Annotated in this window: 17 protein-coding genes; 8 read left to right on the top strand and 9 right to left on the bottom strand. The window is 71.4% G+C overall.

Translation table 11 applies throughout. The features are described from left to right. Positions 1-115 precede the first annotated feature (115 nt). Positions 116-550: an ATP-binding protein gene (locus ABD329_RS29545; protein ID WP_198277297.1), complete on the top strand. Its 435-nt coding sequence runs from the start codon at positions 116-118 to the stop codon at positions 548-550. Beyond that, positions 547-771, top strand: a complete 225-nt coding sequence (locus ABD329_RS29540; RefSeq protein WP_198277296.1) for a hypothetical protein — start codon at positions 547-549, stop codon at positions 769-771. The genes ABD329_RS29545 and ABD329_RS29540 overlap by 4 nt, the downstream gene beginning before the upstream one ends. Here ABD329_RS29540 and ABD329_RS29535 read toward each other — a convergent pair. Then, positions 713-3,769, bottom strand: a complete 3,057-nt coding sequence (locus tag ABD329_RS29535; RefSeq protein ID WP_344317156.1) for an NACHT domain-containing protein — start codon at positions 3,767-3,769, stop codon at positions 713-715. The two genes, ABD329_RS29540 and ABD329_RS29535, sit on opposite strands and share 59 nt — an antisense overlap. A gap of 322 nt (positions 3,770-4,091) precedes the next feature. Here ABD329_RS29535 and ABD329_RS29530 point away from each other — a divergent pair, with 322 nt between their 5' ends. Beyond that, entirely contained in the window at positions 4,092-4,742 is a 651-nt protein-coding gene (locus ABD329_RS29530) for a M23 family metallopeptidase (RefSeq protein WP_198279524.1), read from the top strand. Between the two features lie 38 nt (positions 4,743-4,780). On the opposite strand, the gene ABD329_RS29525 is transcribed toward ABD329_RS29530, so the two are convergent. After that, positions 4,781-5,359 (bottom strand): TetR/AcrR family transcriptional regulator, encoded by a 579-nt coding sequence (locus ABD329_RS29525; protein ID WP_198279523.1) that lies wholly within the window; start codon positions 5,357-5,359, stop codon positions 4,781-4,783. Between the two features lie 158 nt (positions 5,360-5,517). Between ABD329_RS29525 and ABD329_RS29520 the strand changes: the two genes are divergently transcribed. The 3 genes from ABD329_RS29520 (at position 5,518) to ABD329_RS29510 (ending at position 8,268) form a co-directional block, all read left to right on the top strand. Next, positions 5,518-7,152 carry an MDR family MFS transporter gene (locus ABD329_RS29520; RefSeq protein WP_214665305.1) on the top strand — a complete coding sequence of 545 codons (1,635 nt, stop codon included), beginning with the start codon at positions 5,518-5,520 and terminating at the stop codon, positions 7,150-7,152. 68 nt (positions 7,153-7,220) lie between these two features. Further along, on the top strand, positions 7,221-7,721 hold the full coding sequence (locus tag ABD329_RS29515) for a helix-turn-helix transcriptional regulator (protein WP_198279522.1): 501 nt from the start codon (positions 7,221-7,223) through the stop codon (positions 7,719-7,721). 76 nt (positions 7,722-7,797) lie between these two features. Continuing rightward, complete coding sequence (locus tag ABD329_RS29510; protein WP_198279521.1) at positions 7,798-8,268, top strand: VOC family protein; 471 nt, start codon at positions 7,798-7,800, stop codon at positions 8,266-8,268. Between the two features lie 24 nt (positions 8,269-8,292). On the opposite strand, the gene cseC is transcribed toward ABD329_RS29510, so the two are convergent. From cseC to ABD329_RS29485, 5 genes are all read right to left on the bottom strand, one after another. Further along, the gene (cseC, locus tag ABD329_RS29505; protein WP_198279520.1) at positions 8,293-9,612 is read right to left on the bottom strand and encodes a two-component system sensor histidine kinase CseC; all 1,320 of its coding nucleotides are present in this window, start codon (positions 9,610-9,612) and stop codon (positions 8,293-8,295) included. Between the two features lie 6 nt (positions 9,613-9,618). Continuing rightward, entirely contained in the window at positions 9,619-10,326 is a 708-nt protein-coding gene (gene cseB / locus ABD329_RS29500) for a two-component system response regulator CseB (protein WP_086881012.1), read from the bottom strand. 9 nt (positions 10,327-10,335) lie between these two features. Further along, positions 10,336-11,031 (bottom strand): hypothetical protein, encoded by a 696-nt coding sequence (locus ABD329_RS29495; protein WP_198279519.1) that lies wholly within the window; start codon positions 11,029-11,031, stop codon positions 10,336-10,338. A gap of 26 nt (positions 11,032-11,057) precedes the next feature. Continuing rightward, positions 11,058-11,669: a SigE family RNA polymerase sigma factor gene (locus ABD329_RS29490; RefSeq protein ID WP_198279518.1), complete on the bottom strand. Its 612-nt coding sequence runs from the start codon at positions 11,667-11,669 to the stop codon at positions 11,058-11,060. Between the two features lie 234 nt (positions 11,670-11,903). Next, positions 11,904-12,830 (bottom strand): HhH-GPD family protein, encoded by a 927-nt coding sequence (locus ABD329_RS29485; protein ID WP_246618786.1) that lies wholly within the window; start codon positions 12,828-12,830, stop codon positions 11,904-11,906. A gap of 291 nt (positions 12,831-13,121) precedes the next feature. On the opposite strand from ABD329_RS29485, the gene ABD329_RS29480 reads away from it, so the two are divergent. Further along, positions 13,122-13,985, top strand: a complete 864-nt coding sequence (locus ABD329_RS29480; RefSeq protein WP_344317152.1) for a hypothetical protein — start codon at positions 13,122-13,124, stop codon at positions 13,983-13,985. A 67-nt stretch (positions 13,986-14,052) separates the two neighbouring features. Here ABD329_RS29480 and disA read toward each other — a convergent pair whose 3' ends face one another. Together disA and radA are read right to left on the bottom strand one after the other, a co-directional pair. Then, a complete protein-coding gene (disA, locus tag ABD329_RS29475; RefSeq protein WP_044581604.1) occupies positions 14,053-15,111 on the bottom strand; it encodes a DNA integrity scanning diadenylate cyclase DisA in 1,059 nt (352 codons plus the stop codon). 323 nt (positions 15,112-15,434) lie between these two features. Continuing rightward, positions 15,435-16,859, bottom strand: a complete 1,425-nt coding sequence (gene radA / locus ABD329_RS29470) for a DNA repair protein RadA (RefSeq protein WP_138914518.1) — start codon at positions 16,857-16,859, stop codon at positions 15,435-15,437. Positions 16,860-17,033: 174 nt separating this feature from the next. On the opposite strand from radA, the gene ABD329_RS29465 reads away from it, so the two are divergent. Further along, positions 17,034-17,871, top strand: an 838-nt coding sequence (locus ABD329_RS29465; protein ID WP_425574394.1) for an RNA polymerase sigma factor, incomplete at its 3' end; no start/stop codon positions are given.

Raw genomic sequence — 17,871 nt, 5'->3', positions numbered from 1 at the left:
TGGGGCAGTCCAATCATCTTCGCGGATCGGTTGCAACATTGCTGAGCTCTGCCATACCTTGGGTGTTGCCTTGCTCACACAGAGTATTGAGCTACGAGCGCCACGGAGGCGTCGCATGGGAGCACACGCACACCCGGAACATCCGCACCGCTACACCCTCTCCGCCCCCGCCCTCCCCACCGCACCCCGCCTGTGCCGCGACTTCGTGCGCGGGATTTTCGCGGCCTCGGGACTCTCCCAACTGGCCGAAGCCGCAGCCCTCTGCGCCTCGGAGTTAGTCACCAATGTCCACCGCCACGGCAAGGGCGACGTACGGATGGCCGCCACCGTCCAGCACGACCGCGTCCGGGTGACCGTCCACGACGACAGCCCCGAACTCCCCTCGCCCCGCCGCGCCGCGAACGATGAGACCAACGGGCGCGGCCTCTTCCTGGTCACAGCCCTCTCCGACGTCTGCGGCATGACCATCGACGAACCAGCCGAAGGCACCGGCAAAGCAGTCTGGTTCGAGTTCAACGTCCCGCCCACGCACACGAAAAGCCCCACATGAACCCCACCCCCGCCGAGCGGGTCGCCGCCACGATCCGCGACGACTTCGCCGCCCACGGCGTACGGCTCCCCGACGTACGAGCCGACCTCAGCGACCCCCGCCAACCGCACCTGGAACTCGGCACCATCCCCCTCGGCACGGGCTTCGCGCTGCTGCGCGTGCTCACGGACTACCAGCGCCTGCTGAAGGCCGAGCGAGGGCGGAAGAAGCCGTCACCGTGACGCCGGGCAGTGATGCGGCACCGCTGACCTCCACGTTGATCGTGACCGTCTCCAGGTCGGGGAGGGCGGCGAGCGGGGACAGGTCGACGGGGCAGTCGGCGCCATGGAGGAGTGCGACGTTCAGGTGGCGAAGTCGGGGGAACGCCATGGCCAGCCAGGTGGCGTCCAGGCTTTCGGCCCGGACACTCAGATCCAGCCAGGTGACGCCGGGCGGGAAGTGGCGGGGGTGCACACCCACCTGGTCCATGACGATCTTCAGCCGCTCCAGGGCCGTCAGCTCGCCCAGGCCCTTGGGGAAGAAGGTCCTGCCCGCCGGGCCCGGCGGTTCGTAGACCAGGGTGTGGAGGGGGAGTTCGGCCAGGGGGGAGAGGTCGCGGGTCGCGAAACAGCCGGTCAGATAGAGCGTTTCGAGGTTCGACAGCTGGCCGAGCGCGGCACCGAGGTCGCTCACCAAGTCATTTGCGGTCAGCCGCAACCGGGTCACCTCCTCCCCGTCGAGGCTGTCCCTGATCTCGGCCTCCGTGAAATCCCCGCGCAGGATCAGTCGCTGACGTGGGCCCGTGTCCAGGAGCAGCCGCAGATGCTCCATGGACTCGGCCACGAAGTACAGGTCGTCCCGGTCCAGGCGGAGGATCACCTCGTGGAAGTACCGCTCGGTGTCGTACCGACCCCAGCTCGACGCCAGTTGGGCGCGCACTCCGACCGCCGGGTGGTCGGCGAACCTCGCCAGGTACGGGATCGCCGCGTCCACCGGAATGCGTGAGGCCGTCACCGCGCAGCACTCCGCCACCTCGTCCGTCAGCCCCTCCGGCCCCGGAAGGAGCTCCAGTACCAGCGGGCCGACCGTGGCCAGCTCCCGCGCCCGGGGGATGGTCAGGGGCGGGACGAACTCCATCGCGTTGCGCGTGACCTCGTCCCGTATCGCCGGGTCCAGGTCGGGCGCGTGTTCCAGGCAGGCCATGGCCAGCAGGAACAGACGGAGCGCCGACTCGGCGCCGTTCTCGTGCCGCGCCACCTCCAACAGCTTGCGCAGCAACTCCGCCCGCTCGCGCGGTCGCCCATGCGCGACCGCCATGCGGATGACGTCCTCCCACTGCGCGTCATGCGCGTTGCGGATCAGCAGGCCGACGTCCCATGCCTCCACCGCCGCCTTCGCGCCCAGGTAATCCTGGAAGGTGCGGTGGACGAAGTCCACCGTGCTCACCGAGGGCTCGCGCAACAGGCCACTGCGCAGCAGCAGATGGCGCAGGATGGCGGGCGCGTCGCCCAGGGCGCGGGCGGCGGGTACCGAGGGGAGGGCCTCCTCGATGAGGTGTTCCGCGCGGTCGCGGTCCAGTTCGGCCTCGCCGTTGCGGATCAGGTAGTAGGCGAGCCGCTGGAGGAGCTGGATCTGCGGCTCCTCGTCCAGCTGGACGTCGCCCGGCGCGTAGATGTGGCGCTCGGTGTCGCGCCGCGTCAGCAGCATGGACAGCGCCGCGTCGTACAGCGCCTTGCGGCCCGGCGGCAGATAGCCGCGGCGGGCGCGGTGCAGGGCGCAGATCAGGCCGCACATCAGGGGGTTGGTGGCGAGCCGGCTGAGGTCCTGCTTGGTGCGGACGGCGGTGTGGAGGGCCGACTGGTACGCGCTCAGCGTCGTCCGCTCCTCCTCCGTGCGGCAGGTCTGGCGCGCCGCCTCGTGCCAGCGGTCGATGAACGCCGCCATGTCCTCGCGGCTCATCGGGGACAGCGTGAACTCGGCGAAGTCCTGCGCCCCCAGCCAGTCGTCCGCGACGGCCGAGGGCCGGGAGGTGACCAGCCACAGATTGTCCGGGTAGGCGATGAGGAGGTCGGCGAGCCAGGCGCGGGTGCGCTCGCGGTCGCGTTCGGGGATCTCGTCGATGCCGTCGACCAGCAGCAGCCCGCGTCCGGCGGTCAGGACGCGGTCGGCCCACCCCGGCGGCTGGGCGCCGTCCAGGGGGTTGTGGACGGAGGCCAGGAACGAGGCCGGGGAGGGCAGCGACTCCTGGCGGGCGATCGTGCGCAGGGGGAGGACGAAGGGGACGCGGCCGATCAGCTGCTCCAGGCCGCGCAGCGATTCCTGCCGAGCGGTGCAGACGGCGAGCCACTGCACGAGCGTGGTCTTGCCGGAGCCCGCGCTTCCGCGCAGCAGCACCCGCTGATGGCCGGAGAGTGCCCGGTCGGCGGGGAGGACGGCGGGGAGGGCGGTGTGCCGCTGGGCGGCGGGGGTCTCACCGGTCTCATCGGCGAAGGAGTCGAGTGGACGCTCCTCGCCGGAGGACACCGCCTCCAGGCTGAGATACGCCGCGTCCAGCGGCCACGTGGCCTCCGCATGGCTGAGGTCGATCCCCACGATCGTCAGCGTGGAGTGCTTGCCGATCATGTACTCCGCGTACCGCCGCTCGAACCCCGCGTCCTGCGCGGATTGCGACGGGATGCGCTCGATCAGGATGTCGATCTTGGTGATGAGATCGCTGAGCTGGCCGCTCTGCTCGACGAGCGAGCGGGCGACGAAGGTCGAGCGCTGGGTGAAGAAGTGCAGGATGTGCAGGCAGGCCGTGTCCAGCAGACGCTCGTGGAGCCCTTCGCCCCCCTGGCTGAGGTGCAGCGTGTCCCGTCCCCGCGTGCGGGTGGCGTGGGCCAGCTCATGGGCCAGTCCGCGGTGGCCGAGCTGCACCGCCTGGACGTCGTTCATATCGAGGTCGCCGAGCGCGTACAGCGTGGTGGCCAGCTTCTCGGCGACGAGTTCGTCCTCGTCGGCGGGGCAGGGCCGCTCGCCGGGCCCGGCGTGCCGGGTGGCCTGCGCGACCAGTTCGGCGGCGAGCTTGCGGAGGTCCTTCTGGGTCAGGGTGCGCTTCTCGCCCCGGAACGAGATGAGGGAGGAAATGCGGACCGGCTGGTTCACCAGCCCGGCGCCCGGCCCCTCCTTGACGAACAGCTTCTTGATGAGCGGTGTGACGACGCTCGACGCGAGGCGAGCGCCGATGGTTGCGGGATCCACGTCCCATTCCCCCCGGTAGTTGTGTCCCCCCGGCCGCGGAGGGCCGTCGACAGCGTACAGCGGGGTAAGGCCCTTGGTCCCGAACCGGACATCCGAAAGTCCCTGCGAAGGTGACATCCCACACAGGTGGTCCCGGGTCTACTACGGAAAATAGGGGATCTCGCAGGTCAGAGGTGTGATGGGAGTTTCTGGGAATTCCGCACGGGATACGGCTCCCCATAAGCAATTCGCTACGTAGCCACTTAGTAGAAGAACACCTTGGCCTATTAACGAGAACGGGATAACAAGAGGCGTTCCGAAGACGCTTCTGGAGGTACTTCCCATGGCCCCGCGCGCCACAAACCGCCGATTCTCGCTTACGTCCGTGTCCAGGGGGCGCGCCGCCGTGGTCGCCGTGGGGCTGGGGGCCTCGCTCGCGCTCGGCGCCGGCACGGCGTTCGCCGTGGGGGCCGGCCCGGCCGCCTCCGCCCCGTCCGTCGGGCAGGCCGCCGCGAAGGCGCCCGCCCCGAAGGCTCCCGTGAAGGCTCCCGCGAAGGCCCCCGCGAAGGCGGCGAACGCCTGGGAGACCCCGGTCGACAAGTACTCGATAGGCGCCGCCTTCGGCCTGGCGGGCAACCTCTGGTCGCACAACCACAGCGGTCAGGACTTCGTCGTACCGACCGGCACCCCGGTGCACGCGGCCCACGGCGGTGTGGTCGTCAAGGCGGGCCCGAACGGCGGCGGCGACGGCCCCGCGTACGGCAACGCGATCGTGATCAAGCATGACAACGCGACGTACTCGCAGTACGCCCACCTGTCCCGGATCGACGTGCGGATCGGGCAGTCCGTGAGCACCGGCCAGCAGATCGGCCTCTCCGGCAGCACCGGCAACTCGACCGGCCCCCACCTGCACTTCGAGATCCGTACGACGCCGAACTACGGCTCCGCCGTCGAGCCGCTCAAGTTCCTCCGCGACCACGGCGTCAAGGTCTGAGGCGTCATCTCCGACGCTCACACCTGACGCGGCATGCGTCATCCACGGGCCGATGGCGCATGCGCCTGCTTCATCAGATCGAGGGCGACTTCCAGGACGGCCTTCCGCTTGTCCTCGGGGTCGCCCTCGACCGTCTGGAGCGCGAACATCCGCGCATGCATGCTGAACAGCGCGGTGATGCTCCGGACCTGGTCGACCAGGGGTGCCTCGGGGTCCCGGACCAGGGCGGACATCGCGAGCATCCGGTTCTTGAAGATCTGGCCGATGCTGAGCTCGCGCACCGTCGCCTGGTTCTCCTGCATGAAGCGCATCAGCGGCTCGCCGATGTCCATGGCTGCGCTGTAGCGGCGCAGCAGCTCCTGCTTGGTCTCCAGGGTGCGCGGCTGCTGCTCGCCCCAGGCGATCAGCTCGTCTATCGGCCGCCCCAGGTCCTGGAACAGGCTGTGGACGATGTCCTCCTTGGTCTTGAAGTGGTAGTAGAGGGCCGCCTTGGTGACCTCGAGTTGCTCGGCGATCTCGCGCAGTGAGGTCTTCTCGTAGCCGTGCTCGGCGAAGAGTTCCAGGGCGACGTCCTGGATGCGCTGACGGGTATCGCCCCGCCGCGGGGTGCTGCCCATGGTGCTCTCCTGTGCTGGTGTGGCTGCCGTCGGCAGGCCGAACGTAACTTACTTGACGCCCGGCTAGTTGGCGCCTTACCTTCTCTACTGTACTGAACTAGCCGGGCGGCAAGTAAGTGGGCGTCAGGGCTCTCATCATCCAGGGGGAGACGGAGAACATGGTCCGTAAACAATCAGACGACGAGGCGTCATCCGCTTCGGCACCGGCTCAGGCCGTCCCGGAGGCCCCGCGGCCCCCGGCCAAGGCCGAGCCCAAGCAGCGCAGCACCAGTGTGGTGATATTCGCGCTGATGATCGCGATGCTCCTCGCGATGCTCGACAACATGATCGTGGGCACCGCGATGCCGACCATCGTCGGCGAGCTCGGTGGCCTCGACCACCTCTCCTGGGTGGTGACCGCGTACACCCTGGCCACCGCCGCCTCGACCCCCATCTGGGGCAAGCTCGGCGACATGTACGGCCGTAAGGGCGTCTTCCTCACCTCCATCGTGATCTTCCTCGGCGGCTCGGCGCTGTCCGGTATGGCGCAGAGCATGGGTGAGCTGATCGGCTTCCGGGCCATCCAGGGCCTGGGCGCGGGCGGTCTGATGGTCGGCGTGATGGCGATCATCGGTGACCTGGTGCCGCCCCGGGAGCGCGGCCGCTACCAGGGCATCATGGCCGGTGTGATGGCCGTGGCCATGATCGGTGGCCCGCTGGTCGGCGGCACCCTGACCGACCACCTCGGCTGGCGCTGGATCTTCTACATCAACCTCCCGCTCGGTGCCATCGCCCTCGCGGCGATCACCGCGGTGCTCCACCTGCCGAAGAAGCGCTCCCAGGGACGGATCGACTACACCGGCGCGGCCCTGCTGACCGTGGGCATCACCGCGCTCGTGCTGATCACCACCTGGGGCGGCAACGAGTACGCCTGGGGGTCGGTCCAGATCATCGGGCTCGGGGCGGTCGGTGTCCTCTCGCTCATCGCGTTCCTGTACGTCGAGACGCGGGTCGCCGAGCCCGTACTGCCGCTGCACATCTTCCGGAACCCCAACTTCTCGCTGGTCACCGCGATCGGCTTCCTCACCGGTTTCGTGATGTTCGGCTCGACCACCTTCCTGCCGCTCTACCAGCAGACCGTCCAGGGCGCCACGGCCACCAACTCCGGGCTGCTGCTGCTCCCGATGCTGCTGGGCATGCTGGTGGTCTCGCTGGTCGCGGGCCGGGTCACCACCTCGACCGGCAAGTACAAGATCTTCCCGATCGTCGGCGGTCTCCTGATCACCGTCGGGATGTTCCTGCTGTCCACGATGGACACCGAGACCACCCGCTTCACCTCCGGTCTCTTCATGGCGGTGCTCGGCATGGGCATGGGCTGCCTGATGCAGACGACCATGCTGGTGGCGCAGAACAGCGTCGAGATGAAGGACATGGGCGTCGGCAGCTCCTCCGCCACCCTCTTCCGCACCCTGGGCGGCTCCTTCGGCGTCGCCATCCTCGGTGCCCTGTTCACCAACCAGGTGCGGGACACCATGACCGAGCGGGGCGGCGGCAAGGCCGCGGCGATCACCTCCGGGAGTGCCCAGCTCGACCCGGCCAGCCTCAAGCTGCTGCCGCCGCCCATCCGGGACGCGTACACCCACGCGGTGGCCAGCGGTGCCCACCAGGTGTTCCTGTGGGGCGCGCTGATCAGCATCGTCGGTGCCGTCGCCGCCTGGTTCGTCAAGGAGGTCCCGCTGCGCGGGGCCGCCGCCAAGTCGACCGACAGCGACGGGGCCGCGGCCGAGGCGGCGCCGATCGCCGAGACCGTCTGACCAACGGTCCGGATGAGCGGGGTCGCCATCGGGGGCCGCTGTCGGTGGGGCATGACAGCATCGGGCCCATGGTGACCTCGCCGGACGAGGCGCGGCTGGCGCAACTGCGCCGGCTGCGCCTCGCGAAGGACGTGATGGACCGCGACTGGGCCGAGCCGCTCGACCTGGACGCGGTCGCCGCGCACGCCTGCTATTCGCGCTACCACTTCATCCGCGCCTACAAGGGCGCGTACGGATCCACCCCCGGCCAGTACCTGACCCGGCGCCGCATCGAGCGGGCCGAGGAGCTGCTGCGCTCGGCCAATCTCTCGGTCACCGAGATCTGCTCGCTCGTCGGCTTCAGCAGCCTCGGCACCTTCTCCACGAGCTTCAAGAGGCAGACCGGGCTCACCCCCAGCGCCTACCGGGACCTGTACGTCGGCCGGGCCGCGGCGGTCATCCCGGGGTGTTACGCGATGCTGTGGTACGGCGGGCGCGACGCCCGCGCCTCCGGCTCCGACGCCCGTGCCCCCGGTTCCGACGCCCGCGCCCCCGGCTCCAAGGACCGCAATTCTCAAGAAGCGGAATGAATCCGCCGCTGCCTACCGTGGCCACGTCGCGACGACGCGCGCGGCCCACGCCCACCCCGTACCTCCGGAGGCAGCAATGATCAAGGGGATGTCCATCGTCACCGTCTGGGTCCTCGACCAGGACCGGGCCAAGGAGTTCTACACCGAGAAGCTGGGCTTCGAGGTCCGCACCGACATGAGCATCGGCGGGGACGGCGAGGGCGGCGGCGGTATGCGCTGGCTGACGGTCGGCGCGAAGGACCAGCCGGATGTGCAGCTGACCCTGATGGTGCCCAGCTCACCCGGGCTCGACCCGGAGTCCGCCGAGGCCCTCCGGACGCTGGTCGCCAAGGGGGTGCTCGGCGCCGGGGTGTTCACCACGGATGACATCCACGGGGACTACGAGGCGCTCAAGGCGAAGGGCGTGGAGTTCGTCCAGGAGCCCCAGGAGCGTCCGTACGGCACCGAGGCGCTCTTCCGCGACGACTCCGGCAACTGGTTCTCGTTCACCCAGCCCCGCGAGGAGATGGACTTCAGCAAGCCCTGGGACGGCTGTACCTCGAGCTGAGCGCCCGGCACCTCGGCCGAGTGCTCAGTCCGGCACCTCGATGATCGGGAAGCTGCCGGTGTTGGTGGGCGCGGACTCCGGCAGCCAGAGCACGGCGACCGCGCCCCGGCACTCCTCGTCCCCCTCCTCACCGCCGTCCATCAGCGGATCCGCGTTGCGGAACGTCAGCCGGGCGCCCAGCACCCGCGCCTGGCCCGCGGCTATGGTCAGCCCCAGGCCGTGCCCGGTGCCCGCGCGGTCCGTGCTGCCGGTGCGGAACCGGCTCGGCCCGTCCTTCAGCAGCTCCTCCGGGAAGCCGGGGCCGTGGTCGCGGACACGCAGTATCCGCCCCTCGACGGTGACCTCGAAGGGCGGTTTGCCGTGCCGGGCGGCGTTGGCCAGCAGATTGCCCATGATCCGCTCCAGCCGCCGGGGGTCGGTGGACACATGGGCGTCGCGCACCACGTTGACCGCCGCGTCGGGGGCCACCGCACGGACCCGGCGGGTGATGAACTCGGCCACGGCTATCTCCTGGAGCTCCGCGCGCTCCGCGAAGCCGTCCAGCCGTGCCACCTCCAGGACGTCCTCGACCAGGGTGCGCATCGCCTGCGCCCGGTCCCGTACCAGCTCGGTGGGGCGGCCCGGCGGCAGCAGTTCGGCGGCCGTGAGCAGCCCGGTGACCGGGGTGCGCAGTTCGTGGGCGATATCGGCGGTGACCCGGCGCTCGGCCTCCAGCCGCTGCTGGAGTGCCTCGGCCATGCCGTCCACCGCGCGCGCCAGATCGTCGGTCTCGTCGCGCACCCGGCCGCCGATCGACTCGCGCACCCGGACCTCGGAGTCGCCCTCGGCCAGCTTGCGGGCGGCGGTGGCCGCCTTGCGCAGCCGCCGGGAGAGCTGATCGCCGACGAGCACACCGAGTGCGATACCGCCCAGCACCACCGCCACCGAGCCGATGATCAGCACCCGGTCCAGGTCGTTGAGGACCGCGAACCGGTCCTGGAACTTGGTGTGGACGGACAGCACCTTGCCGTTCCGCAGCGGCACCGAGGCCCACACCTCGGGGGTGCCGGTGCCGGAGTCCTCCAGATAGGTGGCGCGCTGGCCGCGCCACGCCTCCTTCTTCAGCTGCTCGGGCAGATGGGGGTCGTCCAGCTTGGCGCCGAACCCCAGCACCCGGGACTGCTCGTACCACCGCTGGGCGACCTTCACCCGCTCGTCCATCACGGTGCGGCTGTTGTCGAGCATCGAGACGCGGGCCGCGTTGTGGACGACGAGGCTCAGCACCACCGCGACCAGCGTGCTCACGGCGGCGATGGCGAGGCTGACCTTCCACCGCAAGCCGGTGCGCAGTGCGAACCTCCGCAACGCCGCTCAGCCCTTGAGCTTGTAGCCGAAGCCGCGGACCGTCTCGATGCGGTCCTGGCCTATCTTGCCGCGCAGTCGCTGCACATGGACGTCCACGACCCGGGTGTCCCCGCCCCAGCCGTACTCCCAGACCCGCTCCAGCAGCCGGTCGCGGGAGAGCACGGTGCCGGGCGCGGCCGAGAACTCCAGCAGCAGCCGCATCTCGGTTGGGGTGAGCGCCACCTGGAGGCCGCCCTTGCGGACCTCCATGCCCTCGGGGTCGACCTCCAGATCGCCGAAGCGCAGCACCCCGCCGTCGGGCTCCTCGGGCACGGGCTCCGCGCCCCGCCCGCCGGGGCCGCTGGCATGGCCGAAGCGGCGCAGTACGGCCCGGATGCGGGCCACCAGCACCGCGCCGTCGAAGGGCTTGGTCACATAGTCGTCGGCGCCGGCCTCGAGGCCGAGCACCACATCGATGGAGTCGGCGCGCGCGGAGAGCATGATCACGGGAACGGTGGACTCGTCGCGGATCCGGCGGCACAGGGAGACCCCGTCCAGGCCCGGAACCATCACATCGAGCAGCGCGATATCGGGGCGGTCGGCCCGGAAGCGCTCCAGGCCGGTCAGCCCGTCGGGCGCGGCCGTCACGAGAAAGCCATCGCGCTCCAGGGCGAGCTGCGTGGCTTCACGGATCACATCGTCGTCCTCGACGAAGAGCACATGGGTCTCGGCCACAGCCTCGCTTCAGCCTTCCGTTCCGTCGTCGGCGCGCGCGGTGGGCACCGGGGTCGCCTCTTCCTTGGGCACATTCTTGCTGTAGTCGGTGTGCTCGCGGGACCGCACCGTGAACGAGCGGTCCGCATCGGACCAGCCGTAGGTGATCACGGTCTCGCTCGAAGGGCAACAGACCGAGTCCCCGGAGGTGTAGGAGAGTTTCGTCAGCCGCAGGTCGTCCTTGGCGACGTCGGCGTAGACGGGCGGCTGCTCGTCGCTGAAGACGTTCTCGTACCGGTCGCCCACCTTGCGGTACACATACGAGCCGATCCCGAAGCCGTCGGTGCAGCTCATGACGTTGATGACCAGGTCGGAATCGGCGGAGCCGGTCAGCCGTCCGGACGTCACGTCCACCGGATAGCCCTTGATCTCCTGCTTGGCCTCGCGGTCCTTGGCCGTGGGGCAGGGCTTGAGGCTCGTCTTCAGATCGTCGCTGACCCGCGGATCCGCCTTGACCAGCTTGATGACGTCGACCTTCTTCCCGGCAGCCGGTGACGGCCGGCTCGATCCACGGCCACCCGCGTACGCGCCGGAGTCCGCGGCGGCCGAGGCCCACTCGGTGCTCGCCGGTCCCTCCTTGCGCACCCCCTGGCTCGCGTCCCCGCATCCGGCCAGCATCCAGCCGCCGGCGGCCGCGAGGCCCACCACCGCGCCGCCGGTGAGCATGACTGTCCTGCTGGGAGAGGCCCTGGTCAGGCCGCGCACCGTTCCTGCCCCCGCTCCTGGCGGGCGCGCCGGACCCGACCCGTGTGCTGCCGGACGTTGCCGGCCGGCTTGGTGTCCCCGTCCTGACGGCCGAGCGCGCGGGCGTCCAGGTCGCGGCTCTCCAGCTCCTGCCGCAGCCGGGCCAGCGCCCGGTGCAGCGTGCTCTTGACCGTTCCGGTCGACATTCCGAGCGCCTCCGCGGTCTCTTCGGTCGTCATCTGCTCCCAGTGTCGCAGCACCACGACACTGCGCTGCTTGGGAGCGAGCACCGAAAGGATGTCCATCAGCAGGGCGCGGTCGGCGTGCTGCTCGGTGCCGTCGTCGACGCTCGCCTCCGGGAGCTGCTCGGTGGGCACCTCGTCCAGCTTGCGGGCGCGCCACCACTCGGTACGGGTGTTGATCATCACGCGCCGGAGATAGGCGTCCGCGAGCGACTTGTCGGCTATGCCGTCCCAGCGGCCGTAGGTGCGCACCAAGGCGGTCTGGAGGAGGTCCTGTGCCTCGATCGGGTCGGGGATCAGCCGACGGGCGCTGCGCAGCAGCGCGTCCTGCCGATTCCGCACGTACTCCTCAAAGTCCAGAACATTGCTGCTGCTCATGATGTGCAGCCTCCATCCCGCTGGTTTCCCCGCCGTTGATGTGTCCGGCTTCTCGCTCGGCACGGGAAGGACGCTACGGAGGCGCTGTTGCGGCGCCATGCTCAACTGCGCCTCGGCAAACGCACAGCTACCCATAGGTTGTGTAACAACGGAACCCGGCCCGACCGAGTGTCAGAACCGGGTCCTGGGCGTGTCACAGGTCTGTCACAGACGGGGCCGTGGCGGGGGATTTTCTCAGGTCAGCGGCAGTCGGTAGAGGCCGCCCGAGAGCGGCTCCACCAGTCCGTCGGAGACGAGTCCGTCGAGCGCGCGGGCCCGCTGCACCGGCTCGTCCCACACCTGGTCCAGCGTCGTCTGCGGCACCGGTGTCACCGCCTCCCGCAACACCGCGAGCAGCTTGCCGCGCACCTGGCGGTCCGTACCGGCGTAGGTCTGGCCGCGCCGCGGCGGACCCTCGTGCTCCGGCGAACCGGCCTGCCGCCAGGCGCACAGCGCGGCGATCGGGCAGCGCGCGCAGTCGGGGGTACGGGCCGTGCAGACCAGCGCGCCCAGCTCCATCGTGGCGGCCGCCCAGCGCGCCGCGGTCGGCTCCTCCTCGGGCAGCAGGGCGCGGGCCAGCTTGCGCTCGGCGGCGGTGGTGGCGTTCGGCGGGTACTGCGCACCGCTGACCGCGCGCGCGAACACCCGGCGGACATTGGTGTCCAGGACCGGATGGCGCTGGCCGTACGCGAACGAGGCCACGGCCGCCGCCGTGTACTCACCCACCCCCGGCAGCGCCAGCAGCTGGGCGTGGTCGCGCGGTACGTCACCGCCGTGCCGCTCCCTTATGGCGGCCGCGGCGCCGTGCAGCCGCAGCGCCCGGCGCGGATAGCCCAGCCGGCCCCAGGCGCGGACCGCCTCACCGGGCGGTTCCGCGGCCAGGTCGGCCGGGCGCGGCCAGCGGGCGAGCCACTGCTCGTACACCGGCAGCACCCGGTTCACCGGGGTCTGCTGGAGCATGAACTCGCTCACCATCACACCCCAGGCGCCCGCCTCGGGGCGGCGCCAGGGGAGGTCGCGCGCGTGCGCGTCGAACCAGTCGATGACGGGCCGGTGCAGAGCGGCTCCGTCGGGGTCGGAGGATGCGGCGGCCGGGACGGCGGAAGCGGAGATGGCAGTCATCGCATCCGATCCTGACATGACGGGACGGCTCACGGGGCCCAGGGCGCGGGCGTTCGGGTTTCAGCCGCGCCAGTCGTTGCCAAATCGTGCGATACGGCGCCCGTACGGGAACGGATGGCCGCTTGCCGCGCCCGGGTGCGGTCTTCCGGTGCCCCTGGGGTGACCTCAGGGCGCCTTGTGGACGTCTGTCGGACCCCTGATGTGCCGGATCCGGTCGGATCATGAGAAAAGTAGGGCCTGGAGCGGGGGTTATTGGCCGGTACCGCTCCCGATCTCTCGTAGAGTTTCCGCGTGGGATCTCTGCGCAATCCGATCGGGCCGCTTCCCTCCTCCATTTACTGGCGGCGGAGGGCCGTTGCGCTGGCCCTGCTCATAGCCATCATTCTCGTGGTCATCTGGGCCTTCGGCTGGGGTGGTTCGGGCGGCGGCGGAAGTGACGAGGGCAAGGGGGGCGGCGGGGGACCCGCGAGCACGATCACCCCGGGCCCCTCCTCCTCCGGGCCCGTCAACAGCGAACGGCCGGGCGGGCGCGACGAGTCGGACAGCGGCGGCTCGGGCTCCGGCGGCTCCGGCGGCAGCGGGGGCGGCGGCTCGGACGACGACGGCGGCGCGGACACGAGCGGCGGTGGCGCGGGCGGTGGCAGCGGCTCCGGCGGCGCGGGCGGCTCATCGGGGGGCGGCGCGGGCGGTGGCATCGGCACCGGGACCGGGCAGGGCCTGCCCGCCGGGTCGAGCCTGCGGGACTGCCGCCCCGGCGACGCGGAGTTGACGGTGCGCAGCGTCAAGGACTCCAAGGTCAAGAACACCTGGGCGCCGGGGGAGAAGCCCAGCTTCGAGATCGTCGTGAAGAACACCAAGCCGAGCTCCTGCAAGGTCGACTTCGGGCGCGCCGCGGCCTCGCTGACCATCACCGACGCCCACAACGCCCATGTCTGGGCCTCCGACGACTGCCCCGAGGGCAGCGCCGCCGCGCTCGTCGAGGTGCCGGGCTCCGGCCAGACCAAGCGCACCGTGGAGTGGGACCGCAAGCGCAGCGCCGAGCACTGCGCCACGCCGTCGGGCAGCGCGTCGGCGAAGCCGGGCACGTATCTGGTCGAGGTGAAGGTGGACGGCCTCGGGACGGCCAAGGTGTCGTTCGTCCTGGAGAAGGACTGACCGGCGGCAGGGAATGTCCAGGGGCTCGCCCCTGGAACCCAAGGGGCCGGGGCGAAGCCCCGGCCCCTTAGACGTACCGCTCCAGAATGGACGACTCCGCCAGCCGCGACAGCCCCTCGCGGACCGAGCGCGCCCGGGCCTCGCCCACGCCGTCCACCATCTGGAGGTCGTCCACGCTCGCGGCCAACAGCTTCTGAAGGCCACCGAAGTGCTCCACCAGCCGCTCGATGATGGCGCCCGGCAGCCGCGGCACCTTGGCCAGCAGCCGGAAGCCGCGCGGCGAGACCGCGGAGTCGAGGGTCTCGGGCGAGCCGGTGTACCCCAGCGCGCGGGCCACGATGGGGAGTTCGAGCAGCTCGGCGTGGGTCAGCCGGTCCAGCTCGGCGAGCGCGTCGGCCACCGTACGGGTGCGCTTGGCGGTCGGCTCGGGCACGTAGTCCCGCACCACCAGCTCGCGCTCGGGTTCCACGCCCGCGATCAGCTCGTCCAGCTGGAGGGAGAGCAGCCGGCCGTCGGTGCCCAGCTCGACCACGTACTCCGCGATCTCGGTGGCAATACGGCGGACCATCTCCAGCCGCTGCGCGACCGCGCTCACATCCCGGACGGTGACCAGGTCCTCGATCTCCAGGGCCGAGAGCGTGCCCGCCACCTCGTCGAGGCGGAGCTTGTACCGCTCCAGCGTGGCCAGCGCCTGGTTGGCGCGGGAGAGGATCGCCGCGGAGTCCTCCAGGACCCGTCGCTGGCCGTCCACATACAGCGCGATCAGCCGCATCGACTGGCTGACCGAGACCACCGGGAAGCCGGTCTGGATGGAGACGCGCTGCGCGGTCCGGTGCCGGGTGCCGGTCTCCTCGGTGGGGATCGCCGCGTCCGGGACCAGCTGCACCCCGGCCCGCACGATCTTGGTGATGTCCTTGTCGAGCACCAGCGCGCCGTCCAGCTTGCACAGCTCGCGCAGCCGGGTCGCGGTGAACTCGACGTCGATGACAAAGCCGCCGGTGCACAGCGACTCGACGGTCTTGTCGGTGCCGAGCACGATCAGTCCGCCGGTGTTTCCCCGGAGAACGCGCTCGAGGCCGTCGCGCAATGCCGTGCCGGGCGCGACCGCGCTCAGGGAGGCACGCATCAGACCGTCGGCCTTGCCGGGTGCCGTTGCCCGGTCGCCTGCTGCCACTGCACTCCTCCGTCGCAAGGTCTGTCGGTGCCACGAGTCGCCCTGCCATGCCGATGCGCGAGGCCACGTATGGGCGAGACCAGGGCAAAGTCTACCGGCGGCCACCGGCCTCCCGTGGGGTCTCCCGGCGTACGCCCGTAGGCGTGGAGCGGAGCGCGACCACCCCGGGCCGCGCGCCACCCGGCTCACCGAGCCCCGTCGTACGCCCTCACCAGCGCACTCGGGCACGCTTCCGCCACCGCCCCGGTGACCCCGGTGCGGCCCGGCCCACCATGTCAGCCCCGGTCGTCCGCCTCCACCCGGGCCTTCTCGCCCCGCTCCCGGCGCCGCGGCAGCACCCGCAGCGCGTCCCCGATGTCCGCCACCTCCAGCACCCGCATCCCGTCCGGGATCCGGCCCGGGTCGCCCGGCACCAGGGCGTGGGTGAAGCCGAGCCGGGCCGCCTCCGCCAGCCGCCGCTGCACCCCGGTGACCCGCCTGACCTCGCCCGCGAGCCCCACCTCGCCGATCGCCACCAGGTTCTTGGGCAGCGGGGTGTCACTGGCGGCGCTGGCCAGCGCGAGCGCCACGGCGAGGTCGGCGGCGGGCTCGGACAGCTTCACCCCGCCCACCGTGGCGCTGTAGATGTCCCGCTTGCCCAGCGCGCTGATCCGGCCGCGCTGCTCCAGCACGGCCAGCATCATCGAGACCCGGGAGGTCTCCAGACCGGAGGTGGTGCGGCGGGGCGAGGGGATCTGGGAGTCCACCGTGAGCGCTTGGACCTCGGCCACCAGCGGGCGGCGGCCCTCCAGGGTGACCGTCAGACAGGTGCCCGGCACCGGCTCGTCGCGGCGGGTGAGGAACAGCCCGGAGGGGTCGGCGAGCCCGGTGATGCCCTCGTCGTGCAGCTCGAAGCAGCCGACCTCGTCCGTCGCCCCGTAGCGGTTCTTCACGCCGCGGACCAGCCGCAGCCGGGCGTGCCGGTCGCCCTCGAAGTGCAGTACGACGTCGACCAGGTGCTCCAGCAGCCGGGGCCCGGCGATGGCGCCGTCCTTGGTGACATGGCCCACCAGCAGCGTGGACATCCCGCGCTCCTTGGACGCGCGGATGAGCGCCCCGGCCACCTCGCGCACCTGCGCCATCCCGCCCGGCGCGCCGTCGATCTCGGGCGAGGCGACGGTCTGCACCGAGTCCAGGACGAGCAGCGAGGGCTTGACCGAGTCGAGATGGCCGAGGACCGCGGAGAGGTCGGTCTCGGCGGCGAGGTAGAGGTGCTCGCTCAGCGCGCCGATGCGGTCGGCGCGCAGCCGCACCTGACTCGCCGACTCCTCACCGGTGATGTAGAGCGTGCGGTGCTCCTCGGAGGCGGCCTTGGCCGCCACGTCGAGCAGCAGCGTGGACTTGCCGACCCCGGGCTCCCCGGCGAGCAGCACGACCGCGCCGGGGACCAGCCCGCCGCCGAGCACCCGGTCCAGCTCGTCCACGCCCGTGCCCCGCGCGGTGGCCTGACGGCCGTCCACCTGGCCGATGGGCAGGGCGGCCGAGGTGACCCGGCCGGGCGCGGTGGTGCGCACCGCGGGCGCCCCGTACTCCTCGACGGTGCCCCACGCCTGGCACTCGGGGCAGCGGCCGAGCCACTTGGCGGTGGTCCAGCCGCACTCCGTACAGCGGTAGGAGGGCCGGTCCTTGGCGGATGAGCGGGAGGAGCTACGGGCAGCCATGCCGTAACGCTAGCGTCGCCCACCGACAGAGCCGAACGGCGCCGGGCGCATAGCAGGTTGCGGCCACCGGAGGGGGACACCTGTCCCCTTATGAGGGAGATGGTCACCCGTAAGGGTTAAAACAGTGCAAGTGGCGCGAGGAAGTCTGCATCATCCGCCTACCGTCGCCGGGTGATGAGCAGCAGGTCCGAGCACTCGACACAGACCACCGGCGCACAGCGGGCGCGGCGCCGTGCGCCCCGCTCCACCACCACCCGCCCCCAGCGGCCTCCGGAACGCTACGAGCCGTATCTGGACGGCCTGTTCACGTACTGCCTGTCGGCCCTGTGCGAGCACGACGCCGCGGCCGTCGCGGTGGGCGACGTACTGGCGGTGGCCGAGCGCCGCACCGGCCGGGGGCGGGGCCGGGTGACCGCGGAGGGCGAGCTGTCCCGCCCGTGGCTCTACGCGGTCGCCCGCTGGGCCTGTCTGCGCAAGCTGGCCGAGCGCCGCGGCCGTACGGGGACGGACACCCCGGGCGACGGCGCCGCGGCCGAGCTGCCCGAGCCCATCGCCGCCCAGCGCCGCCGCGAACTGGCCGCGCTGGCCTGGCCGGAGGCGGCCGGGACCTCCGCCGAGCAGCGCGAGGCGCTCGAGCTCGCGGTGCGCCACCGGCTGGGCCCCTCCGAGGTGGCCGCCGTGCTCGGCAAGGACCAGGAGGAGACCCGCGCCCTGCTCTCCAGCGCCGCCTGTGAGGTGGAGCGGACCCGAGCCGCGCTCGCCGTCGTCGAGCTAGGCCACTGCCCGGTGGTCGCGCGGCTCGCGGGCGACACCCAGGTGCTGCTCTCCGCCGCCCTCCGCCGTGAGCTGGTGCGCCATGTGGACGACTGCCGCGAGTGCCGCCGGATGGCCGAGCGCGCCACGGCCGACGGACCCTGGCCCGGTACGGCGGCCGCGCCCGCCGCGCTGCCGGTGGTGGAGGCCCCCCGCGCCGCCGTGCACGCCGCGCTGCTGGGCGCGCGGGGCGGACGGT

It is taken from the genome of Streptomyces javensis (assembly GCF_039525925.1).
GTDB lineage: Bacteria > Actinomycetota > Actinomycetes > Streptomycetales > Streptomycetaceae > Streptomyces > Streptomyces asiaticus.
This window is presented reverse-complemented; position numbering and strand designations above follow the sequence as displayed.

Coding starts and splice junctions, on each gene's coding strand:
- ABD329_RS29545 (WP_198277297.1), top strand. CDS start 116: ATGGGAGCACACGCACACCCGGAACATCCGCACCGCTACACCCTCTCC.
- ABD329_RS29540 (WP_198277296.1), top strand. CDS start 547: ATGAACCCCACCCCCGCCGAGCGGGTCGCCGCCACGATCCGCGACGAC.
- ABD329_RS29530 (WP_198279524.1), top strand. CDS start 4,092: ATGGCCCCGCGCGCCACAAACCGCCGATTCTCGCTTACGTCCGTGTCC.
- ABD329_RS29525 (WP_198279523.1), bottom strand. CDS start 5,359: ATGGGCAGCACCCCGCGGCGGGGCGATACCCGTCAGCGCATCCAGGAC.
- ABD329_RS29520 (WP_214665305.1), top strand. CDS start 5,518: ATGGTCCGTAAACAATCAGACGACGAGGCGTCATCCGCTTCGGCACCG.
- ABD329_RS29515 (WP_198279522.1), top strand. CDS start 7,221: ATGGTGACCTCGCCGGACGAGGCGCGGCTGGCGCAACTGCGCCGGCTG.
- ABD329_RS29510 (WP_198279521.1), top strand. CDS start 7,798: ATGATCAAGGGGATGTCCATCGTCACCGTCTGGGTCCTCGACCAGGAC.
- ABD329_RS29495 (WP_198279519.1), bottom strand. CDS start 11,031: ATGCTCACCGGCGGCGCGGTGGTGGGCCTCGCGGCCGCCGGCGGCTGG.
- ABD329_RS29490 (WP_198279518.1), bottom strand. CDS start 11,669: ATGAGCAGCAGCAATGTTCTGGACTTTGAGGAGTACGTGCGGAATCGG.
- ABD329_RS29485 (WP_246618786.1), bottom strand. CDS start 12,830: ATGACTGCCATCTCCGCTTCCGCCGTCCCGGCCGCCGCATCCTCCGAC.
- disA (WP_044581604.1), bottom strand. CDS start 15,111: ATGCGTGCCTCCCTGAGCGCGGTCGCGCCCGGCACGGCATTGCGCGAC.
- radA (WP_138914518.1), bottom strand. CDS start 16,859: ATGGCTGCCCGTAGCTCCTCCCGCTCATCCGCCAAGGACCGGCCCTCC.